The 18,438-nt window shown below is 40.1% G+C and carries 13 protein-coding genes; 8 read left to right on the forward strand and 5 right to left on the reverse strand.

Annotated features, from left to right (window positions below):
* Window positions 1–103: 103 nt before the first annotated feature.
* The 4 genes from gyrB to dnaA form a co-directional block, all read right to left on the reverse strand.
* Window positions 104–2,719 carry a DNA topoisomerase (ATP-hydrolyzing) subunit B gene (gene gyrB, locus DXK30_RS09465; RefSeq protein WP_114701477.1) on the reverse strand — a complete coding sequence of 872 codons (2,616 nt, stop codon included), beginning with the start codon at window positions 2,717–2,719 and terminating at the stop codon, window positions 104–106.
* 511 nt (window positions 2,720–3,230) lie between these two features.
* Entirely contained in the window at window positions 3,231–4,442 is a 1,212-nt protein-coding gene (recF, locus tag DXK30_RS09470; protein ID WP_114701478.1) for a DNA replication/repair protein RecF, read from the reverse strand.
* Window positions 4,443–4,580: 138 nt separating this feature from the next.
* Complete coding sequence (gene dnaN, locus DXK30_RS09475) at window positions 4,581–5,756, reverse strand: DNA polymerase III subunit beta (protein WP_114701479.1); 1,176 nt, start codon at window positions 5,754–5,756, stop codon at window positions 4,581–4,583.
* 160 nt (window positions 5,757–5,916) lie between these two features.
* Window positions 5,917–7,356, reverse strand: a complete 1,440-nt coding sequence (gene dnaA, locus DXK30_RS09480) for a chromosomal replication initiator protein DnaA (protein WP_114701480.1) — start codon at window positions 7,354–7,356, stop codon at window positions 5,917–5,919.
* A 591-nt stretch (window positions 7,357–7,947) separates the two neighbouring features.
* On the opposite strand from dnaA, the gene rpmH reads away from it, so the two are divergent.
* The 8 genes from rpmH to DXK30_RS09520 all read left to right on the forward strand — a co-directional run bounded on the left by rpmH (window position 7,948) and on the right by DXK30_RS09520 (window position 15,386).
* The gene (gene rpmH / locus DXK30_RS09485; RefSeq protein WP_007394757.1) at window positions 7,948–8,082 is read left to right on the forward strand and encodes a 50S ribosomal protein L34; all 135 of its coding nucleotides are present in this window, start codon (window positions 7,948–7,950) and stop codon (window positions 8,080–8,082) included.
* Between the two features lie 179 nt (window positions 8,083–8,261).
* Window positions 8,262–8,633 carry a ribonuclease P protein component gene (gene rnpA, locus DXK30_RS09490; protein ID WP_114701481.1) on the forward strand — a complete coding sequence of 124 codons (372 nt, stop codon included), beginning with the start codon at window positions 8,262–8,264 and terminating at the stop codon, window positions 8,631–8,633.
* Window position 8,634: 1 nt separating this feature from the next.
* Window positions 8,635–9,015 carry a membrane protein insertion efficiency factor YidD gene (gene yidD / locus DXK30_RS09495; RefSeq protein ID WP_114701482.1) on the forward strand — a complete coding sequence of 127 codons (381 nt, stop codon included), beginning with the start codon at window positions 8,635–8,637 and terminating at the stop codon, window positions 9,013–9,015.
* A 215-nt stretch (window positions 9,016–9,230) separates the two neighbouring features.
* Window positions 9,231–10,913 (forward strand): membrane protein insertase YidC, encoded by a 1,683-nt coding sequence (gene yidC / locus DXK30_RS09500; RefSeq protein ID WP_114701483.1) that lies wholly within the window; start codon window positions 9,231–9,233, stop codon window positions 10,911–10,913.
* Window positions 10,914–11,193: 280 nt separating this feature from the next.
* Entirely contained in the window at window positions 11,194–12,582 is a 1,389-nt protein-coding gene (gene mnmE / locus DXK30_RS09505; protein ID WP_114701555.1) for a tRNA uridine-5-carboxymethylaminomethyl(34) synthesis GTPase MnmE, read from the forward strand.
* Between the two features lie 86 nt (window positions 12,583–12,668).
* Window positions 12,669–13,127 carry a transcriptional regulator NrdR gene (gene nrdR / locus DXK30_RS09510; RefSeq protein WP_057762240.1) on the forward strand — a complete coding sequence of 153 codons (459 nt, stop codon included), beginning with the start codon at window positions 12,669–12,671 and terminating at the stop codon, window positions 13,125–13,127.
* Between the two features lie 95 nt (window positions 13,128–13,222).
* Window positions 13,223–14,278: a bifunctional diaminohydroxyphosphoribosylaminopyrimidine deaminase/5-amino-6-(5-phosphoribosylamino)uracil reductase RibD gene (gene ribD, locus DXK30_RS09515; RefSeq protein WP_114701484.1), complete on the forward strand. Its 1,056-nt coding sequence runs from the start codon at window positions 13,223–13,225 to the stop codon at window positions 14,276–14,278.
* A 433-nt stretch (window positions 14,279–14,711) separates the two neighbouring features.
* Window positions 14,712–15,386, forward strand: coding sequence for a riboflavin synthase (locus tag DXK30_RS09520; RefSeq protein ID WP_114701485.1), 675 nt, complete (start codon window positions 14,712–14,714; stop codon window positions 15,384–15,386).
* Between the two features lie 105 nt (window positions 15,387–15,491).
* Here DXK30_RS09520 and DXK30_RS09525 read toward each other — a convergent pair whose 3' ends face one another.
* Window positions 15,492–18,248 carry a response regulator gene (locus tag DXK30_RS09525; RefSeq protein WP_114701486.1) on the reverse strand — a complete coding sequence of 919 codons (2,757 nt, stop codon included), beginning with the start codon at window positions 18,246–18,248 and terminating at the stop codon, window positions 15,492–15,494.
* Window positions 18,249–18,438 lie beyond the last annotated feature (190 nt).

Below are 18,438 nucleotides of genomic sequence, written 5' to 3' on the forward strand. Positions count from 1 at the left end.
TTAAGTAATAGCAACGTTAAAAAATGAGTTTCACGTGAAACAAAAATACCGCCTTGAATATCAAAGCGGTATTTTTATAAATTGTCAGTAACCAGTTTCAAATTTAAATATCTAGGTTCGATACTGTTAATGCATTCTCTTCGATGAAGATACGTCGCGGTTCAACATGATCACCCATCAAGCAAGTAAACATATGGTCAGCGGCGATAGCATCTTCGATAGTAACGCGTAGCATACGACGGTTTTCAGGATCCATCGTTGTATCCCACAGCTGGTCGGCGTTCATCTCACCTAGCCCTTTGTAACGTTGGATAGCTAGACCACGACGTGCATCAAGCATCATTTGTTGCCATAGATAATCGAAGTCACGTACTGGAATGTCTTTAGTCGTCCCTGCACTTGCTTCACGGCGGATAAAGGCATCGCTCTCAAGCAACGTATTCCACTCGCTTGATAAACGTAGCAGTTTGCCATACTCACCCGAGTTGATAAAGCTAGCATCTAACAGATAATGGTGTGCCAGTTGATGCACATATACTGTGACGCGTGGCAGCCACTGTGCCTTGGTAGATAAAGCCTCACTATCTGACGCTTCACCTTCTTCAGTACCTACTACTGGCGTCATACCCAATAGATCTGCTGCGGCTGCATCCATATTTTTTGGCTGCGGCGCATGAATATTAACCAGTTCAATCTCAGGGCTTAGATCGCTACCGAAGTGATCAAGCTTAGTCTGCATTGCTGCTTTCCAATCCTGCATAGCAGACTCATCATAAGTCATGTCAGTGCTAAGTTTTGGCGTATGCGTCAATGCGTCCAAAATTACCGCTGGGAAACGAATCTGCAAACGCGCTTTGATCAACTGCGTTTGGTTATAATCATTAAGCAGTGTCTCAAGCGCTTGACCAGTAATCGCAGGCGCATCAGCACTGATATGCAGCTTGGTATTGTCAATTGTTGAAGACAATAGATACGCTTTAAGCGCTTCATCATCTTTTAGGTATAACTCTTGACGACCTTTTTTTACTTTGTATAGCGGTGGCTGAGCAATATATACATAGCCGCGCTCGATTAATTCAGGCGTTTGACGGAAGAAGAACGTCAATAACAAGGTACGAATATGCGATCCATCAACGTCGGCATCGGTCATGATGATGATTTTGTGGTAGCGTACTTTGTCAGGATTATACTCATCAGGACCAATACCACAACCTAATGCAGTAATCAGGTTACCCACTTCGGCAGACGATAGCATTTTGTCAAAACGAGCACGCTCGACGTTTAAAATCTTACCTTTTAGTGGCAAAATTGCTTGCGTTTTACGGCTACGACCCTGTTTAGCTGAGCCACCTGCAGAGTCACCCTCCACAATATATAGTTCAGATAATACTGGATCTTTTTCTTGGCAATCAGCCAATTTACCAGGCAGACCTGCAATATCCAAAGTGGTCTTGCGACGTGTCATTTCACGCGCTTTACGAGCCGCATCACGTGCACGTGCTGCATCAATAATCTTATTCGCAATGGCTTTACCAGCACCTGGATTTTCTAGCAGGTAGTCATTGAACTTGTCATGCATGGCTGATTCAACAGCAGATTTCACTTCACTTGATACTAGCTTATCTTTGGTCTGACTTGAGAATTTTGGATCTGGTACTTTTACAGAGACAATTGCCGTCAACCCTTCACGAGCATCATCACCCGTTGCGGCTACTTTCTCTTTTTTGAATAAGTTTTCACGATCCATATAACTGTTCAAGCAACGCGTCAATGCTGAACGGAAACCAGATAAGTGAGTACCCCCATCTTTTTGCGGGATATTGTTAGTGAAGCACAGTACTTTTTCGTTATATGTATCTGTCCACTGTAGCGCGACTTCTACGCTGATACCATCGTCTTGCTGACTGGTAAAATGGAATACTTCGTTGATACCGTCTTTACCAGCATTGATGTAACTAACAAACTCTAGCAAGCCACCTTTATGCTCAAACTCATGACGCTTATCAATACGCTCATCAGTCAAAACAATACGCACACCAGAGTTCAAAAATGATAGCTCACGTAAGCGTTTTGCCAAGATATCGTACTCAAAGATCGTACCGGTAAACACATCACTGCTAGGATAAAAGCGGATTTGTGTACCTGTTTGATCGGTTGCTTCCATCTGTTGGATATCGCTATCAGGTACGCCATCAGTATAAGTCTGATGATAATGATAGCCTTCACGCCAAATATTCATCTCAAGCTTTTGAGACAGCGCGTTAACGACTGATACACCTACACCGTGCAAGCCACCTGACACTTTATAGCTATTGTCATCGAACTTACCGCCCGCATGCAATACAGTCATAATAACCTGAGCAGCTGACACACCCTCTTCTGGGTGGATATCAACAGGCACACCGCGACCATTATCCATCACACTGACAGACTCATCTTCGTGAATAACGATATCAATCTGATCACAGTGACCAGCCAGCGCCTCATCGATAGAGTTATCCACTACCTCAAAGACCATATGATGCAAGCCTGTGCCATCATCGGTATCACCGATATACATACCAGGACGCACACGTACGGCCTCTAACCCACGCAATACGCGAATATCTTTAGAACTATAATCAGAAGGCAATACTTCTGAAACTACCGTAGGCACGGCGGCTTCAGTAGCACTGTCATCTATCAATTGCTCGTGGTCAATAGGTAATGAATCACTCATGTACATTCCTTAATCTAGCCATAATCAGCCATTTACGATTAGCGCACTTATAAAAAGTCCACTACACAATGGCATCTTAGAATTAACGTCTATTATTCATAATCTAAAGTGCATATGAGCAGCTAAACCACTAACCACCATTAGCCTCAAAAAAGGCCGCACAGAGATAAAATTAGTAAATTATTTATTAGTAATAGTCTTTGTTTTTCTAACCGTTGTTAAAACTATTGAAATAAATAAAATACATATTTATCAAATACTTATAGACAATTAAAAAATAGAAATCTTTTCTATGATGCTATCAGATAAATTGCTGAGCACAGGACAAAAATAAAGGGTTATTTTAACATTTTTTTGCTTCTAAGTCACTGTTTACTGAGAGTTTTACGGTCTGTGAAAGGTCGTTTTAACATAGAAACTGTTAGGACAAATAGTATTGGCTAGTGTACTGAATAATGAGAAGTTAAAGTAGATGGGTAATCATCAAAAGTATAAGCAGAAGAGTGAAATATTAGTTAGTAAACAGAATCTCACCTTGTTTCACGTGAAACACATTTGGTTGTAACCAAAGTTCATTAATTAAAGGTAAAATATCATCTGTCAGACTGGTCATGAATACTTGGCAAGGGAGTTGAGCTAGGGTCGATAGCAGTATTTCTATAGCTCTATCATCCAATTCTGCAGTGATATCATCTAGGAGTACAACAGGGGTTGCTTTCGATGATAAATCATCATTGAGTGAGTCACTGCGCTCTTCATCGTTTAGCAACAGTGGTAGTTGCGATAGGCGCAGTGCAGTAATAAGCAGTTTCTTTTCACCGCGAGACAATACATTTGCTGCCTGCTCTTTTAAAGTCGGTAATTTGGTTTGGATACTATGTGCTGAAGCTGCTGTTCTGTGATCTGTCGTTTGGTCGCTTATAGACTCATCAGAACGCCAATGTACATGAATATCAGCACGATGATTGCCTATACGGGTATATCCCAATTGCAAATCCTGCTCTAACCGCTCATTAAGCTGCACATCTAGCGCGACACTGGTGTCATAACCAGCGTTATAGCTTAGGCTCAGTTGCTCAGCGTAAGAGGGCAATAGCTGTACGATACTCTTAGCAAAATAAGGCTGCCATTCAGTAAATACTTGCTCGCGATAATGATGAATCAAAGCAGCATGGTTGCTCAACCCTTTATCCCATGATTTTAGCTCAGTAAGCTGTACTTGAGTTAAATGACGAGTGCTTTTTAGCAAACTATTGCGCTGTTTTAGGAGGCGTTGGTAAGCCATCCATTGTGGATGAAACCCTTGTTTCATGTGAAACACTAACCAATCTAACAGCTGTCGACGGCTAGCGCTTCCCTGCTCCAACATATCCATTGTCGATGGATCTATCAGCAATGTAGGTAGCTGCTCTGTTAAGATACTCTGGTTGTAAACAGTGGTTTGATTGAGACGTAGGATAGTCGTAGCATCTGCTTGCTTTTGAATAGCTAAAGTACGGCTATCATTGAGCTTAGCATGAACAGTCGTGTTATTTTGATGATGTTGGATATAACGTTTGGGCTGGTGATGGCGAAAGCTCTTACCTCTTGATAACAAGAATATAGCTTCAAGCAACGAGGTTTTACCACTACCATTTGCACCAATAATGATGTTGCAGGCAGCAGGCTTTAAACTAATTTGAGTAAGGTTTCTAAGATGGGATATTTGTAGACGTTCAATCATAGTATCGATAGCCGCCCATTAAAGCCTGCTTATTTAGCAGGCAAAAGTTTATTAAAAACCAATATATAGTACTGAAAATAAAGCTCTTTGAAACGTACTATTTCTATTCAATTTTGTTTATTTTTAAAGAAAAACGCACTAGATACGCATTGGCATAATGACATACTGATGGAACTCATCATTTAGTTGATTGACCAATACAGAGGCATTCGATTGGCTCATATGCATTTGTAAATCGCCTTGGATGACACCTAATACATCTTGCAGATAAGCAGCATTAAATGACAACTCCATTGGCTCACCTTGATACTTAGCTTGTATCATCTCGACTGCTTCATCCTGCTCAGCATTATTAGCACGTACTTCGACCATGCCATCGCTAGCAAAATTAAAGACCACACCACGAGATTTTTCATTACTCAAGATGGCAACACGACGTAGAACATCTGTCATTTTTTCCTGACTAAATAAAGCCAGCTTGTCAGTATTGCTCGGCATCACACGGCGATAATCAGGGAACTTACCGTCAATCAAACGTGCGGTAAATGTTACCATCAGATCTTGACTGACCTGTCCTGCACTATCGACATCACCAAATGGCAAACTTACTTGTAAAAACTCTCGGCCAAAACTTAGGGTGACTACGTTGTCTTGATCACCCAACATTTTACCAAGCTCAGAAGCTAAACGCTCAAGTTCAATCACTGCCTTACGCGGCAAGATAGCTTGCATATTGAGATCTTCGCTTACATTGATAACACTACGGGCTAATGCCAATCTATGGCCATCTGTTGCTACCGTGGTCAGTTGCTGCTGTGAAACGTCAAATAACATACCTGTTAAGTAGTAGCGTACATCTTGAATCGCCATTGCAAACTGCGTTTTGTGAATCAAATCTGTCAGACGATTACGGCTAATAGTCAGAGGGGTGATATTTTCAGGGTTACCCAAGCTCGGATAGTCTTCGCTTGGCAATGTTCCTAATGTAAAACGACTCTTACCGCTAGTTAACAAGCAACGCTCATTTGCTTGAGTTGCTAGATTAACTTGCGCCTGTGCAGGTAACGATTTACAAATATCTTTTAGCTTGGTTGCAGGAAGCGTTGTTGTACCTGCTTCTACACAAGCACCAGCAGGCAATTTCAATGTCGATGTCAGCTCTACCTCTAAATCTGACGCTGTTAAGATAAGCTCAGAATCTGATAGCTGTAGCTTGATATTACCCAATATAACCATATTGTGGCGTTTATCAGCGGCTTTGGCGATCAAGTTGATAGCTTTCAGTAACGATTCTCGATTGATCGATAATTGCATGCTTAGTTACTCTTATTTGAATGATTCTTTTATAAAAATTTGTCGTAATGACTCAATAATACCTTGTCTGCTGACGATAATCTACAGAGCATCTGTGCACTTGTATTTTCGATATTATAAACCATCTGTATCTACTAAAACACAATGATATCTGGCGCTTTTATCCTGCCTGTAACATTAGAGCTAGGGTTTTATAATCCTTATCAAATGCAGGATCTGCTGCTCTTAACTCATTTACTTTGTCGCAAGCGTGCATCACCGTCGTATGGTCACGTCCACCGAACGACTGACCAATTTCAGGGAAGCTATCGCCTGTTAATTCACGCGATAAAGCCATCGCTATTTGACGTGGTCTTGCAATACTACGCGTACGTTTACGTCCCATGATATCTTTGACCGTGACATCATAGTATTCAGCAACTATCTTACGAATGTTATCCATATTTACTGCCTGCACACGCATCGCAACGATGTCTTTTAGTGCGTATTGCACCATCTCAAGAGTAATCTGTGCCCCTGTTAAGTTAGCATTGGCAAACACTTGATTTAAGGCACCTTCTAAACGTCTGACATTAGACACCACATTTTGCGCAATGAATAGCGCACATTCCTTTGGTAATACCATACCGTAGGAAGCCGCTTTTTTCTGCAGAATTTGCACTCGAGTATCAATCTCAGGAGGATCAACAGCGACTGTTAACCCCCAAGAAAACCGTGATCTAAATCGTTCATCAAATTCCGTCATTTGGGAGGGATGTCGATCAGAGGCCAAAATAAGTTGTTTATCACCACTAGTAAAATCTGCAAATAATGTTAGAAACTCATTACTACTTTTAGTCTTTCCTGCCAATACATGAATATCATCTACAATTAATAAATCTACTTTTTTTATTTTCTTTTTAAAATCTTCTATTTTATTATTTCTTAATGAATAAACTAATTGATTAATAAATTTTTCAGAAGTGAAATAATAAAAACTTTGATTATTTTTTAAATAGCGATGAGCTACAGAATGCATTAAATGCGTTTTTCCCAATCCAGAAGGACCGTATATAAATAAAGGATTGTGACGATTTTTTGATTGGCGCTTACCAAGTTCATAACAGGCCTTGTAAGCCAGATTATTGGATTTACCTGTAACAAAGGTTTCAAAAGTAAATTCGGGGTTCAGATAACTCAATGACTTTGTATCAGCAGACTCAACTGGCTCATTATGACGCATGTTCGCGTCGATATCAGCTTTTGCGTTGTTGTGATGAATAGATTCAAATTTATGTTCGGATGGGGTAGGGGAGACCTCGTCTTCTACAAACAAAGAACCTGATTGACTGTTATCTTCTACATTGCGACCAGCATTATCAACACGTACGACGACCTCTTCAATACTACCTTGGCTGTGTTTGGTCACCAATTGCTGAATATCTTGAAGATGATTCTTCTTGATATACGTCACAAAATAATCGTTAGGAGCAAGAATGATCAAAGTTTGCGCTTCTTGATGAGCTGACAGAGGTCTCAGCCACATAGTAAACACGTTGTCTTTGACGTTGTAACGCAAATCGTTTAGACATTTATCCCAAATATTTGCTGTGTCTATCATGAAAAATACTGACCTTGTAATCTGAAATAATAGTTATTTTTTAGCAATATAACTTGCTACCTAAGCCTTGATGTTACACGTAACAACTAACCAAAGAGTTTGTACTAATACCCTATATAAAGGTGTATACCAAGTAGCGCCTAATTTAACACAGATACCCTGTGGATAAAACCTTGTTTTTTGTGGACAAGGCTGTGGACAATTTTGTGTATAACTTTTAGAAGCTAGTTATCCATATTTAACCCACAGTTTATCCACAGGATTACCCATAGCCTAGTAAATTGATAATAAAAAGAAAAATAGACTTAGCCACAGATAATCATGGTCCCAATAATAACAATACTATATTTATATTAATTAATTATTATTATAGTACTTGAGTCTAGCTGTGGATAACTTTGTAAATCATAGAATATATAACTATAAAATTTGGTTAACTAGAAATATGTTTTTAAGGAGATATTTCTATTAGGTTCGTATGAGTTATTTCTCATTTGGGGATAAAGCAAATTAGTTTATTGACCAAAACTATACTGAATGGTATAATCCTCCGTTATTACGAATTTAGTCCATTATTTTGATAGGTGAGTTATGAAACGTACATTCCAACCAAGCGTGATCAAGCGTAAACGTACTCACGGTTTCCGTGCTCGTATGGCAACTAAAAAAGGCCGTCAGGTCTTAGCTCGTCGCCGCGCTAAAGGACGTCATCGCCTTACTGTATAATCAGTAGATTGCGATAAGCATGGCTAATAGTGCTTGTTGTGTTCTTATTGTTTATAGATTGCGATAGTCAATCATCACAACTGACACTTAGCCATATATTAAAAGCGCCCACATCGGCGCTTTTTTTGTCTCTATAATTTGTTATTATTTCTTCTATCGTTATTCTACTAGGTTGTACTATGTCCAATACTCTTTCAAATACACCTGCAGCTAGTTTCACTAAACAGCAACGTCTGCTTACTCCTGCAGCCTTTCGTGAGGTATTTGACGCACCTGAGCGCAAGATTCATCAGAGTCATTTAATGGCTTTTGTGCGCACCAACGAGCATGCACAGCCGCGAGTCGGTATGGCTATTACCAAGCGTAAAGTACCTACTGCTGTTGCTCGTAATCTAATCAAAAGATATGTGCGTGAAGAGTTCCGTACAAAAGCTTTTAAAATGGAAAATAAAGATATTGTTTTTATTGTAAAAAAATCTATTAAAGATATAGATAATAAAGAATTAAAAAATCAAATAATTAATATTATAAAAAAAATAGAAAAAAAATAAAATGAATATTTTTTTTAAAAGAATATTTATAAATAAAATTTTTTGTAAAATATTTTTTAATTTAATTGTTTTATATCAAAAAATAGTTAGTCCTATAATACCTGCTCGTTGTCGCTATTATCCAACATGCTCAAATTATGGCAAACAAGCTTTAACATGGCATGGCGCCCGTAAGGGTGGTTGGTTGTTGTTAAAACGTCTTAGTAGGTGTCACCCTTTAGGTGGGCACGGTATAGACTTTGTACCCTTACCCTTAGCTTCTTATAACTATCAATACATATCTTTTACTGATGTACCAAATATTAGCACCCAGGGTCTGGGTGTCTATCGAGACAATACTAGTTATGTTTCACAGCTTAATTATTTGATGAAATTAACATAAAGTCGATCTCTTTAGTCTCAGATAGATACTCTGTTGAGTTACCCACAAGTTATCCACACTCTTGGTATCATTTGAGACAGATTTTTAGTAAAATGATGCACATTTTATGTAAATGACTACTTATGCAGTTGCAATGTGACAGGACAGCTGTGTAGTACAGTCATGACACATGCCCTAATTTTTCATTCCCTAATTTTTTAATCTAGGAAAGGTTTATGCAAAAGATATTTCGGGTGATGATCATCATTGCGATGCTAATTACCGCTTATCTGCTGATTTTGGCATGGCGAGATGATTATGCCGATGCTCCAGCGGTAGATGCGGTGCCAGAAACTACGAGTTCGGTAGGTGCTGACATTCCTTCTACTACTGGTGCAGCAGGTGATATCCCGGTACAGACGTTACCTGTGGATAATAGTGCTGTGACAGCGACTCCTGCGAAAAACGCTGGTCTAATCACGGTAACAACTGATCGCTATGATATAAAAATCAATCCAGAAGGTGGTGATATTGTTTATGCTGCGCTCAAGCAGTATGACGCAACGCTCGATAGCGATAAGCCTTTCGTATTGTTAGAAAACAACAGTAACCGTGTTTATGTGGCTCAATCTGGACTTATTGGTCAGAACGGTATTGATACAGCAGAAGGTAGAGCGACTTATAACCATACTGCTAACAGTTATGTGATGGAAGATGGACAGCAAACGTTGTCAGTGCCGCTTACTTACAAAAAAGACGGCGTGACGATTACCAAAACGTTCACTTTCACTGAAAATAAATATCCAATCGATATTAGCTATCAGATTCAAAACGCGTCTACCAATGCTTGGCAAGGTCAGATGTTTGCGCAATTAAAGCGTGATGATAGTAAAGACCCTGGTATGTCTGATAAAGGCGCGCTGAGCATGGCGACTTATCTAGGCGGTGCTTGGGGTACACCGGATGATCCTTATAATAAGCTGAAATTTGGTGACTTTAGTGATGGTGAGTTGACGACGACTAGCGATAAAGGCTGGGTTGGTATCGTACAGCATTACTTTGTCTCTGCTTGGACGCCTGAAAATTTCACTGGTAAATTCTTCACTCGTGAAACAGGTAGTGATTACTTTATCGGTTTTAATAGCCAGCCAGTAAACGTAGCACCAAACAAACAAGTTACTTTAAATGCAACACTGTATGCAGGTCCAAAAGTTCAGTCTGAGCTAAAAGACGTTGCGGTAGGCCTTAACAAAACAGTTGATTATGGTCTGCTGTGGCCAATATCAAAGGTCTTGTTTGCTATCTTGGAAGGTGTGCATAAGGTTGTTGGTAACTGGGGTTGGTCAATTATTTTACTGACTATCTTAGTAAAAATTGCCTTAATGTGGTTCTCTAATAAGAGCTATTACTCGATGGCTAAAATGCGTGCCATTGCACCAAGACTTAAAGTGCTTAAAGAAGAGCATGGCGATGATCGGATGAAAATGTCGCAAGAAATGATGGCGATATATAAAGAAGAAAAAGTCAATCCGATGGCAGGTTGTCTACCAATCTTGATGCAGATGCCTATTTTCTTAGCCTTATATTGGGTATTAGTAGAGAGTGTTGAGCTGCGTCATGCACCATGGATTTTGTGGATTCAAGATCTGTCAGCGATGGATCCATGGTTTATCTTGCCGTTGTTAATGGGTGCATCAATGTTTGTACAGCAGCAGTTGAACCCGCAGCCAGCAGATCCGATGCAAGCAAAAGTCATGAAGTTCTTGCCGATTATCTTTACTGCATTCATGCTGTTCTTCCCAGCAGGTTTGGTTTTATATTGGACAGTCAACAACTTGTTTAGTATGACTCAGCAATATATCGTCAATAAGAAAGTCGATGAAGAGCAGAAGCGTCGTACGGTAAAGGTGGTTGATTAATTAGTTCTTTGTCAGAAATACAAAAAACCATCGCGCAAGCGGTGGTTTTTTTATACGTGATGGACAAGTGGTAAATGTTATCCACAGCTTATCAACATTATCCATAGTTTATAAACATTAAAACGAAAATATATCTGATGCGGCTACCTTTCAAAGTTTGCTTTGTCAGTATGAGTCCAGACGTCTATAATGGAGCTTTTAAACATTGAGAGTCATTGTGGATTCCTTAGAGACAGCATTAGCCGTACCTAATTCTTCTGAAAAGTCTAATACATCTGGATTGGCTACAATTGCTGCGATTGCAACGCCGCTCGGGCGAGGGGGTGTAGGTGTCATACGTCTATCAGGCAGCCGTGCTTACGATATGGCATGTGCTCTAACAGGTAAGTCTGCTTTTACGCCGCGAATGGCTAGCTTTTGTCGTTTTTATCAAGCTGATGGCACTGTCATTGATGAGGGATTGGTATTGTTCTTTAAAGGTCCGTATTCATTCACAGGTGAAGATGTGATTGAGCTGCAAGGGCATGGTGGTGTTATTTTGCAAAACCAGTTGCTTGCACGAGTTTTTGAGCTAGGTGCCAAGCAAGCGAGTGCAGGAGAGTTCTCTTATCGTGCCTTTGATAATGACAAGTTGGACTTAGTGCAGGCAGAAGCGATAGCTGATGCGATTGATGCGACCAGTACCGCCGCGGCCAGTAGTGCGATTCGCTCTCTGAGCGGTGAGTTCTCACAGAAGATTAACCAGTTATTAGAACAGTTAATTCACCTTCGTTTACATGTTGAAGCAGCGATTGATTTCCCCGACGAAGAAGACGTCGATTTTTTGTCTGATGGCGTCATACAAAGTAAACTTGAGCAAACGCAAGATAAGATACAACAAGTCTTAGCAACGGCAAAGCAAGGTCAGCTTTTGCGCGACGGTATCCATGTTGTGCTAGCAGGTAGGCCAAACGCAGGTAAATCTAGCTTGCTCAACCGCCTTGCAGGGCAAGAGCGTGCTATCGTGACTGATGTCGCCGGTACTACACGTGATACGCTGCAAGAGACAGTTGTGCTCAATGGTTTGACGCTACATTTGACCGATACGGCAGGCCTACGCGAGACAGAAGACACTGTGGAACGTATCGGAATTGAGCGTGCCCGTACTGCTATCACGCAGGCTGATATGCTACTAATGGTCTATGATGTGACTCGCGATGTTGAAGAGGAAAGCACACCGTTACAGCTTGCTGAACAGTTATTTGGTGAACTACCAGAAGCTAAACGCTTACTAATCATTGCTAATAAGAGCGATCTATTGAGCGATAATGATAGAGAAGAAAGTGCTGCTATGACCCAAGCTGAGATCAAAAATAGAGGCTATCAGCAAGTTAATGTTTCATGTGAAACAGGTGTTGGTATTGATGATTTAGTCGAAGCACTATGTGAGAAAGTAGGCTTCCATCCACCAGAGAATAGCTTAATCGCTCGTACCAGACATCTCGATGCGCTTAGACGAACTGCTAATTTCTTGGCAGAAGCTCATGAGCAATTAACCGTATTTGAAGCGGGTGAGTTGGTTGCTGATAGTTTACGTCAGGCACAGCAGAGTTTGAGTGAAATAACAGGTGAGTTCAGTGCCGATGACTTATTAGGTAAAATATTTGGTAGCTTTTGTATTGGTAAATAACTGATAAACGGTGTTCTTTATTATTTAATGAATTAGCTATCTTGAAAACACTGCTCTTATTCTCAATCGTAAAATAAGGAAATGCTATGCACTGTCCGTACTGTAATGCGTCAGAGACCAAGGTTATTGACTCACGTCTTGCTGCGGAAGGGGCACAAGTGCGTCGACGCCGTTCGTGTAACAGCTGCCAAGAACGTTTTACGACTTTTGAGATGGTAGAAGTTGTCATGCCAAGGATTATCAAATCAAGCAACAAGATTGAACCTTACGACAATGAAAAGCTGCGCCGTTCTATTTTACTACCCTTGCAAAAGCGTCCTATCACTATCGATGAACAAGAGGCGATGATCAGTCGTATTGAAAAGCGTGTTAGGCAGATGGGTGAGCGAGAAATCAGTAGTAAAGTACTAGGTGAAATCATCATGAGTGAGCTCAAAACTTTGGATGATGTCGCTTATGTACGCTTTGCTAGCGTGTATCGCGACTTTCAAGATATCGATGCATTCCATCAAGAGATTGCCAATATTCGTCCAAATGAAAAGTAAGCGAACTAAGTTGATAAATGAGTCCTAATTGCTCATCAGCTTTCAAACCTTACTTTCTTATATAGAATTCTCAACCATTTATTAAGCCTAGCCTTATGTCTATTCAAAGCCATGCTCAAGATGCACAAGACCGCTACTTTATGATGCTTGCTATCGAACAAGCAAAGCGCGGTTTGTATACTACTAGACCCAATCCTGCAGTAGGCTGTGTTATTGTTCAGGCAGGGCAGATTATTAGTCAAGGGTTTCACCCTAAAGCTGGTGAGCCACATGCAGAAGTATTTGCGCTTAAAGAAGCGGGCATACGAGCGGCAGGAGCAACTGCTTACGTTACATTGGAGCCATGTAGTCATACGGGACGTACGCCGCCATGTGCGTTGGCGCTTGTTGACGCTAAGGTAAATCGCGTTGTGATTGCAGGTCTAGATCCTAATCCGCAGGTCGCAGGTCGCGGTGCAAAACTATTGGAGCAAGTTGGTATTGAGGTAACAGTCGGTGTCCTAACAGAACAGGCAGAGGCACTAAACCGTGGTTTTCTAAAAGCCATGCGTACTCAAATGCCTTATGTACGATTGAAAATAGCGACCAGTTTAGACGGCCGTACAGCGATGGCATCTGGCGAATCTAAGTGGATTACCTCGATCGCTGCTCGCGAAGATGTACAAAAACTACGAGCACAAAGTGGTGCGATTATTACAGGTAGTGAAACTGTAATAACTGATAACCCGCAGCTCAATGTGCGCTCAGAACAATTGGACGTGCCACCTGAGAAAATACCTAATCCTAAAATAGTCATACTTGATAGGCGTCAGCGTTTAAAGCACAGCCTACAGTCTGATTATCAGCTATGCCGGCATCCAGATACTATCTATTGGCATGAAGACGATTTGTCGGCGTTGTTGGCGAAACTGGTTAGTGAGCACCAGTGCTATGATGTGTTGGTGGAAGCAGGTGCTAGCGTTGCAGGTAGCTTTTTGAGTCAACAGTTGGTAGATGAGTTAATCGTTTATCAAGCACCTTGCTTACTTGGTGATGACGCTCGTCCAATGGTTGATTTTAATCCTATGTCCCTTGCTCAGCAGTTACGGTTTGATATAGAAAGTCATCAGCAGCTTGGTCCAGATCTCAAATTAACCTTATTACCTTTATAAATATTTTCCGTATTGGTTAGTTCGTCCATGAGTTCTGATAATAAGCCCAAAATGTGGATAAATTAGTTATTGGTTTACGTGTTTCACATGGAACTGTGCATAACTTTGTTTCACATGAAACAGAGGAAGGGTGTCCATCTTAAGTATTTTAATAAATGTTACTTTAAATCAATAACTTATGATTTATTTTCTAGATGAGTACGTAACATGAGAAATTTGCATTTGTTGTGGATAACTATGTGTTTATAGCGGGTTCTAGCTATACCTCTATTGATTTATCCCTACTTATCCACAATCTATCCTATTAAAGGTCAAGTCTAACGATGTTTCACTGTCATCTATTTGAGCAAATTGTGATAAAGAATTTATAGATGATTTGATAAACTAAAACATATCGCCTATAACGGCAATACTGTAATGAGATGAGGATAATATGTTTACTGGAATTATAGAAAGCGTTGGAAAAGTTAAATCTATGCAGGCTACAGGCGGTGACATACGTTTGACAGTAGAGTCTAATGACTTAGATTTCAGTGACGTGAAGCTAGGCGATTCTATTGCATCAAATGGTATTTGTTTAACCGTGGTAGAGCTCGGAAGTAATTACTACTCTGTTGATGTCTCACGTGAAACTATTGCTAGAACAGCATTAGAAGGGTTAAAAGCAGGTCATACCGTCAATCTAGAAAAAGCCATGCTACCGACAACTCGTTTTGGTGGTCATATCGTAGCTGGTCATGTAGATGGAGTAGGGGTCGTTAGCAAATTACAACAAGATGCTCGTTCTATCTATATTGAGATTGAGATACCGCAAGAGCTAGCGCACTATACAGCGACCAAAGGCTCTATCACAGTAGATGGTATTAGTCTGACGACCAATTTAGTGCGTGACAATATTGTCTCTCTAAATATCATTCCGCATACTGCTCAAGTGACGAATATTGCTAAGCATTGGTTAGTAGGTAATAAAGTTAATATTGAAGTAGATATCGTTGCCCGTTATCTAGAGCGTCTACTAAATAAATCTCAATCTGGCGGTATGAATGCGTCAAACCCGCAACGCCAAATCACAGAAGCATTTTTGGCCGATAATGGATTTATGAAATAACAATTAAGCTTACCGAAATATCATCCTCGCACCAAACTTTTCGCCCTTTGCATACTACTTTGAATAAGTGATATGAAAAGGGTGTTTTTTACTTGTATTCAAAAACTATTGTATAAAACTCCGCAAAACAGATTCTAAGTCTTTCTTACTAATGGGCTTGGATAAGAACTCGTCCATACCTACTTGCATACAAGCCTCGCGATCTTCTTCTGTATTATTCGCAGTCAACGCCACAATAGGTATTTTGTCACCTTGTGAGCGAATAACCTGTGTAGCTTGTAGGCCGTCCATGACGGGCATACGGCAGTCCATCAAAATCAAAGAAACCTCTTCACGTTGGCTTTCGAGTTTCTCAAGTGCTTGCTGTCCATCTTCTGCGACGATACTACGATAACCAAGTTTACTTAACATCTTGCAGGCTATTTTTTGGTTAGTAGGACTGTCTTCTACGACCAAAATCAGTGGAGACAAGATTTCTTTCTTAGGTATCTCTTCTTCCATAAAAGATAAACTGCTGTCATATTGATGTTTGACCAGTATGTTTAGCGTTTTCCTTGCAAACAAGGTTAAGCGTAGCAGTTCAGAAAGTAGTAAACTTGCGTCCAAGGGTTTGGTCAAAAATCCATCATATTGGCCTAGTAAAGTAGAAGGGATATGCCTTTCAAGTTTCATACTAAGTAATATCTTTGGTAGTGAAGGCGTAGTGACTAGGTCGTTTAACGCTTCTTGTTGCTCGCTATACTTGTTGCTCGCATGAGCTGATAAGGTGATAGATTCGCTGTATTCATAATCTAATAACAAGACAGGAATGACGGTTTGTTCATCTTGTTTTAATTTATTTTTTAGCTGCTGTACAGTGGCTCTATCTAACGTGCTGTAGATAGTCACGGATATCGTTAAGTACTCGCACAAACGTTGTAAATGTTCAGCAACTAGAGGCTGATTGATGATAGCGATAAGGTGGATATGGGGTAGTTGCGAACAACGATGATATACCGATTGATAAGTGGTATGAGGATAAGGAAGGTAGAGGCTAAATATCGTCTCTTTATCCACCGTATTACTTAGTTCGATGAAGCCGCCGAGTAACTGAGCAAAGCTATTGGCATCACTCAAGCCAATATTACTGTCTTCAACTAAGTTATGATTGTTTTGATTCAAGATATTGACTAATTGATTTTGTCTCTCAGGAGTAATAGTTACTCCAGTGTCTTTTACGCTAAATCGAATCCAATAAGATGTCTGCGCAGGCATTGTCGTGTCATTGTTAGGAGTTAAATGCTGATTACTTATTCGCGTTACTTTATCTTCAGGTACACGATCAACAGTAAGCGCGACATAGCCTGATGTTGTAAAACTAATAGCGTTTTTCAATAAGTTTAATAGGATATGGTGCAGTCGAATGTAATCAGTTTCGATGTAACGAGGACAGTCCGGCGCAAAGAAATAGATCAATTCTAACCCTTGTTGTCTTATTTCTTTTGTGACTAAATTGCTAACCTCTTTGCTTACCTTATAAATATCAACCGTTTCGATACTTAGACGTGTTTTTCGGACTTCAACTTCCTCTGTTGCTAGCGTCTCATTGAGCACAGTCAACATGCTTTGACTGGTTGCAATCAATGTATTTAGAGTTTTTTTGCCTTGAGCCGTCAATGTTGAAGGGTCGATGGGTTCCAACGAATCAATTATTTTCTCTAGTGGTATCCTTAACTTGCGACCTATAAATGCTTGGGCTTCGTTTGATTCATCAATTTGTAATTGCAGTTGTTGGTTGTGCAGCTGTAAATGCTCAGATTTTTGGAGAATATCGTCGACGTTATTAAAAATCACAGTAAAGCCATGAACTTGGCCATGTTCACCAAACCATGGTGTTACGTGAAGTTGATAGGCTTGCTGGTTTTCTAAGCCATAAACGATGAGTGTGCGGGTAATGCGTAAGCTGGACATATTTTGTAGTAGGACTTGTGTCGCTTCATCTTTACCTTGAATAAAGTCAGTAAGTCTATAACTAATTTCTTTATGTACAGAAGGTGCAAATACCTGTTCAAAGCGCTGATTATAAAAACTAATCTGACCATGGCGTACGCTCATTAGCATGGGTAACGGCGCTTGCTCCACTAAACGTTCTAAACGATGCTTTAATGTCGCGATACGACGATAGTCATTATGCAATTGATAGCTGGCGCGACTTAGCGCATGTCCTAAAAGCATGAACTCAGTAGTAGATTTTTTTTGTAAAAAAGGCGGTGGCGTATAGGGTTTTTTCGCCTGGCTACTCAAATTATCAGTGTAAATCAGGAGCTGTTCCCAATTAGTTCGACGGCCGAGCATGTAGAGTAATGCCATAATAAAAAGTGCGATAGCTACGATTAAAGGTAGCCAATAGCGGTAAGATATCCAGTCAATCACAAAAGGTTCGTGGCGCAATATGACGTAAAACTGATGACCGCTTTTGAGATTAATTGTTCCTGTAAGATCACTACTATTGATGGTGTAAGAGCTATAGTTATCACTGCTCGACGCTACTGTACCAACGGCAGGAAAAGTGATCGTAGAAAAAGCGGATTCATTAGGGCGAGTATTTTGGTGAATATAGGTTTGACCTGAAGGCATCATTAGAATTAATTGATAACTAGTGTGTTCAAAAATTGGCTGCTGTATAATTTTTTTTATTTCACTGTCTATAGGGTCTGAATGCTCAGTAACACAGTGCTGTAATGTTTGAAAGATATCTACACTATGTTGTTGACTATGTTGCTTCATCCAATCAAACAAGGCGACATAGTAAAGCAATAACATGACCAATAAAGTCAAAGTGTAAAAGATCAATAAGCGTTGCAAGGACTGAAACTGTTGCATGAAAGCGTGGCCCTATCTCGACACAAGAATATGATGAAATTATAATGAGTTTTTTATATACAGTAATTGAATTACTCAAAATTTTGCTATTTACTTCCTCTTCTTTCTATTTATAGCAGAATAAATGCCTACTGTTTACGGGACGTCGTTATTAACACTGAATTGTTTTGTAAAGGTAGGTAAGTAGGGT

Source organism: Psychrobacter proteolyticus, from assembly GCF_003350005.1.
Classification (GTDB): Bacteria; Pseudomonadota; Gammaproteobacteria; order Pseudomonadales; family Moraxellaceae; genus Psychrobacter; species Psychrobacter proteolyticus.

Coding starts and splice junctions, on each gene's coding strand:
- gyrB (WP_114701477.1), bottom strand. CDS start 2,719: ATGAGTGATTCATTACCTATTGACCACGAGCAATTGATAGATGACAGT.
- recF (WP_114701478.1), bottom strand. CDS start 4,442: ATGATTGAACGTCTACAAATATCCCATCTTAGAAACCTTACTCAAATT.
- dnaN (WP_114701479.1), bottom strand. CDS start 5,756: ATGCAATTATCGATCAATCGAGAATCGTTACTGAAAGCTATCAACTTG.
- dnaA (WP_114701480.1), bottom strand. CDS start 7,356: ATGATAGACACAGCAAATATTTGGGATAAATGTCTAAACGATTTGCGT.
- rpmH (WP_007394757.1), top strand. CDS start 7,948: ATGAAACGTACATTCCAACCAAGCGTGATCAAGCGTAAACGTACTCAC.
- rnpA (WP_114701481.1), top strand. CDS start 8,262: ATGTCCAATACTCTTTCAAATACACCTGCAGCTAGTTTCACTAAACAG.
- yidD (WP_114701482.1), top strand. CDS start 8,635: ATGAATATTTTTTTTAAAAGAATATTTATAAATAAAATTTTTTGTAAA.
- yidC (WP_114701483.1), top strand. CDS start 9,231: ATGCAAAAGATATTTCGGGTGATGATCATCATTGCGATGCTAATTACC.
- nrdR (WP_057762240.1), top strand. CDS start 12,669: ATGCACTGTCCGTACTGTAATGCGTCAGAGACCAAGGTTATTGACTCA.
- ribD (WP_114701484.1), top strand. CDS start 13,223: ATGTCTATTCAAAGCCATGCTCAAGATGCACAAGACCGCTACTTTATG.
- DXK30_RS09520 (WP_114701485.1), top strand. CDS start 14,712: ATGTTTACTGGAATTATAGAAAGCGTTGGAAAAGTTAAATCTATGCAG.
- DXK30_RS09525 (WP_114701486.1), bottom strand. CDS start 18,248: ATGCAACAGTTTCAGTCCTTGCAACGCTTATTGATCTTTTACACTTTG.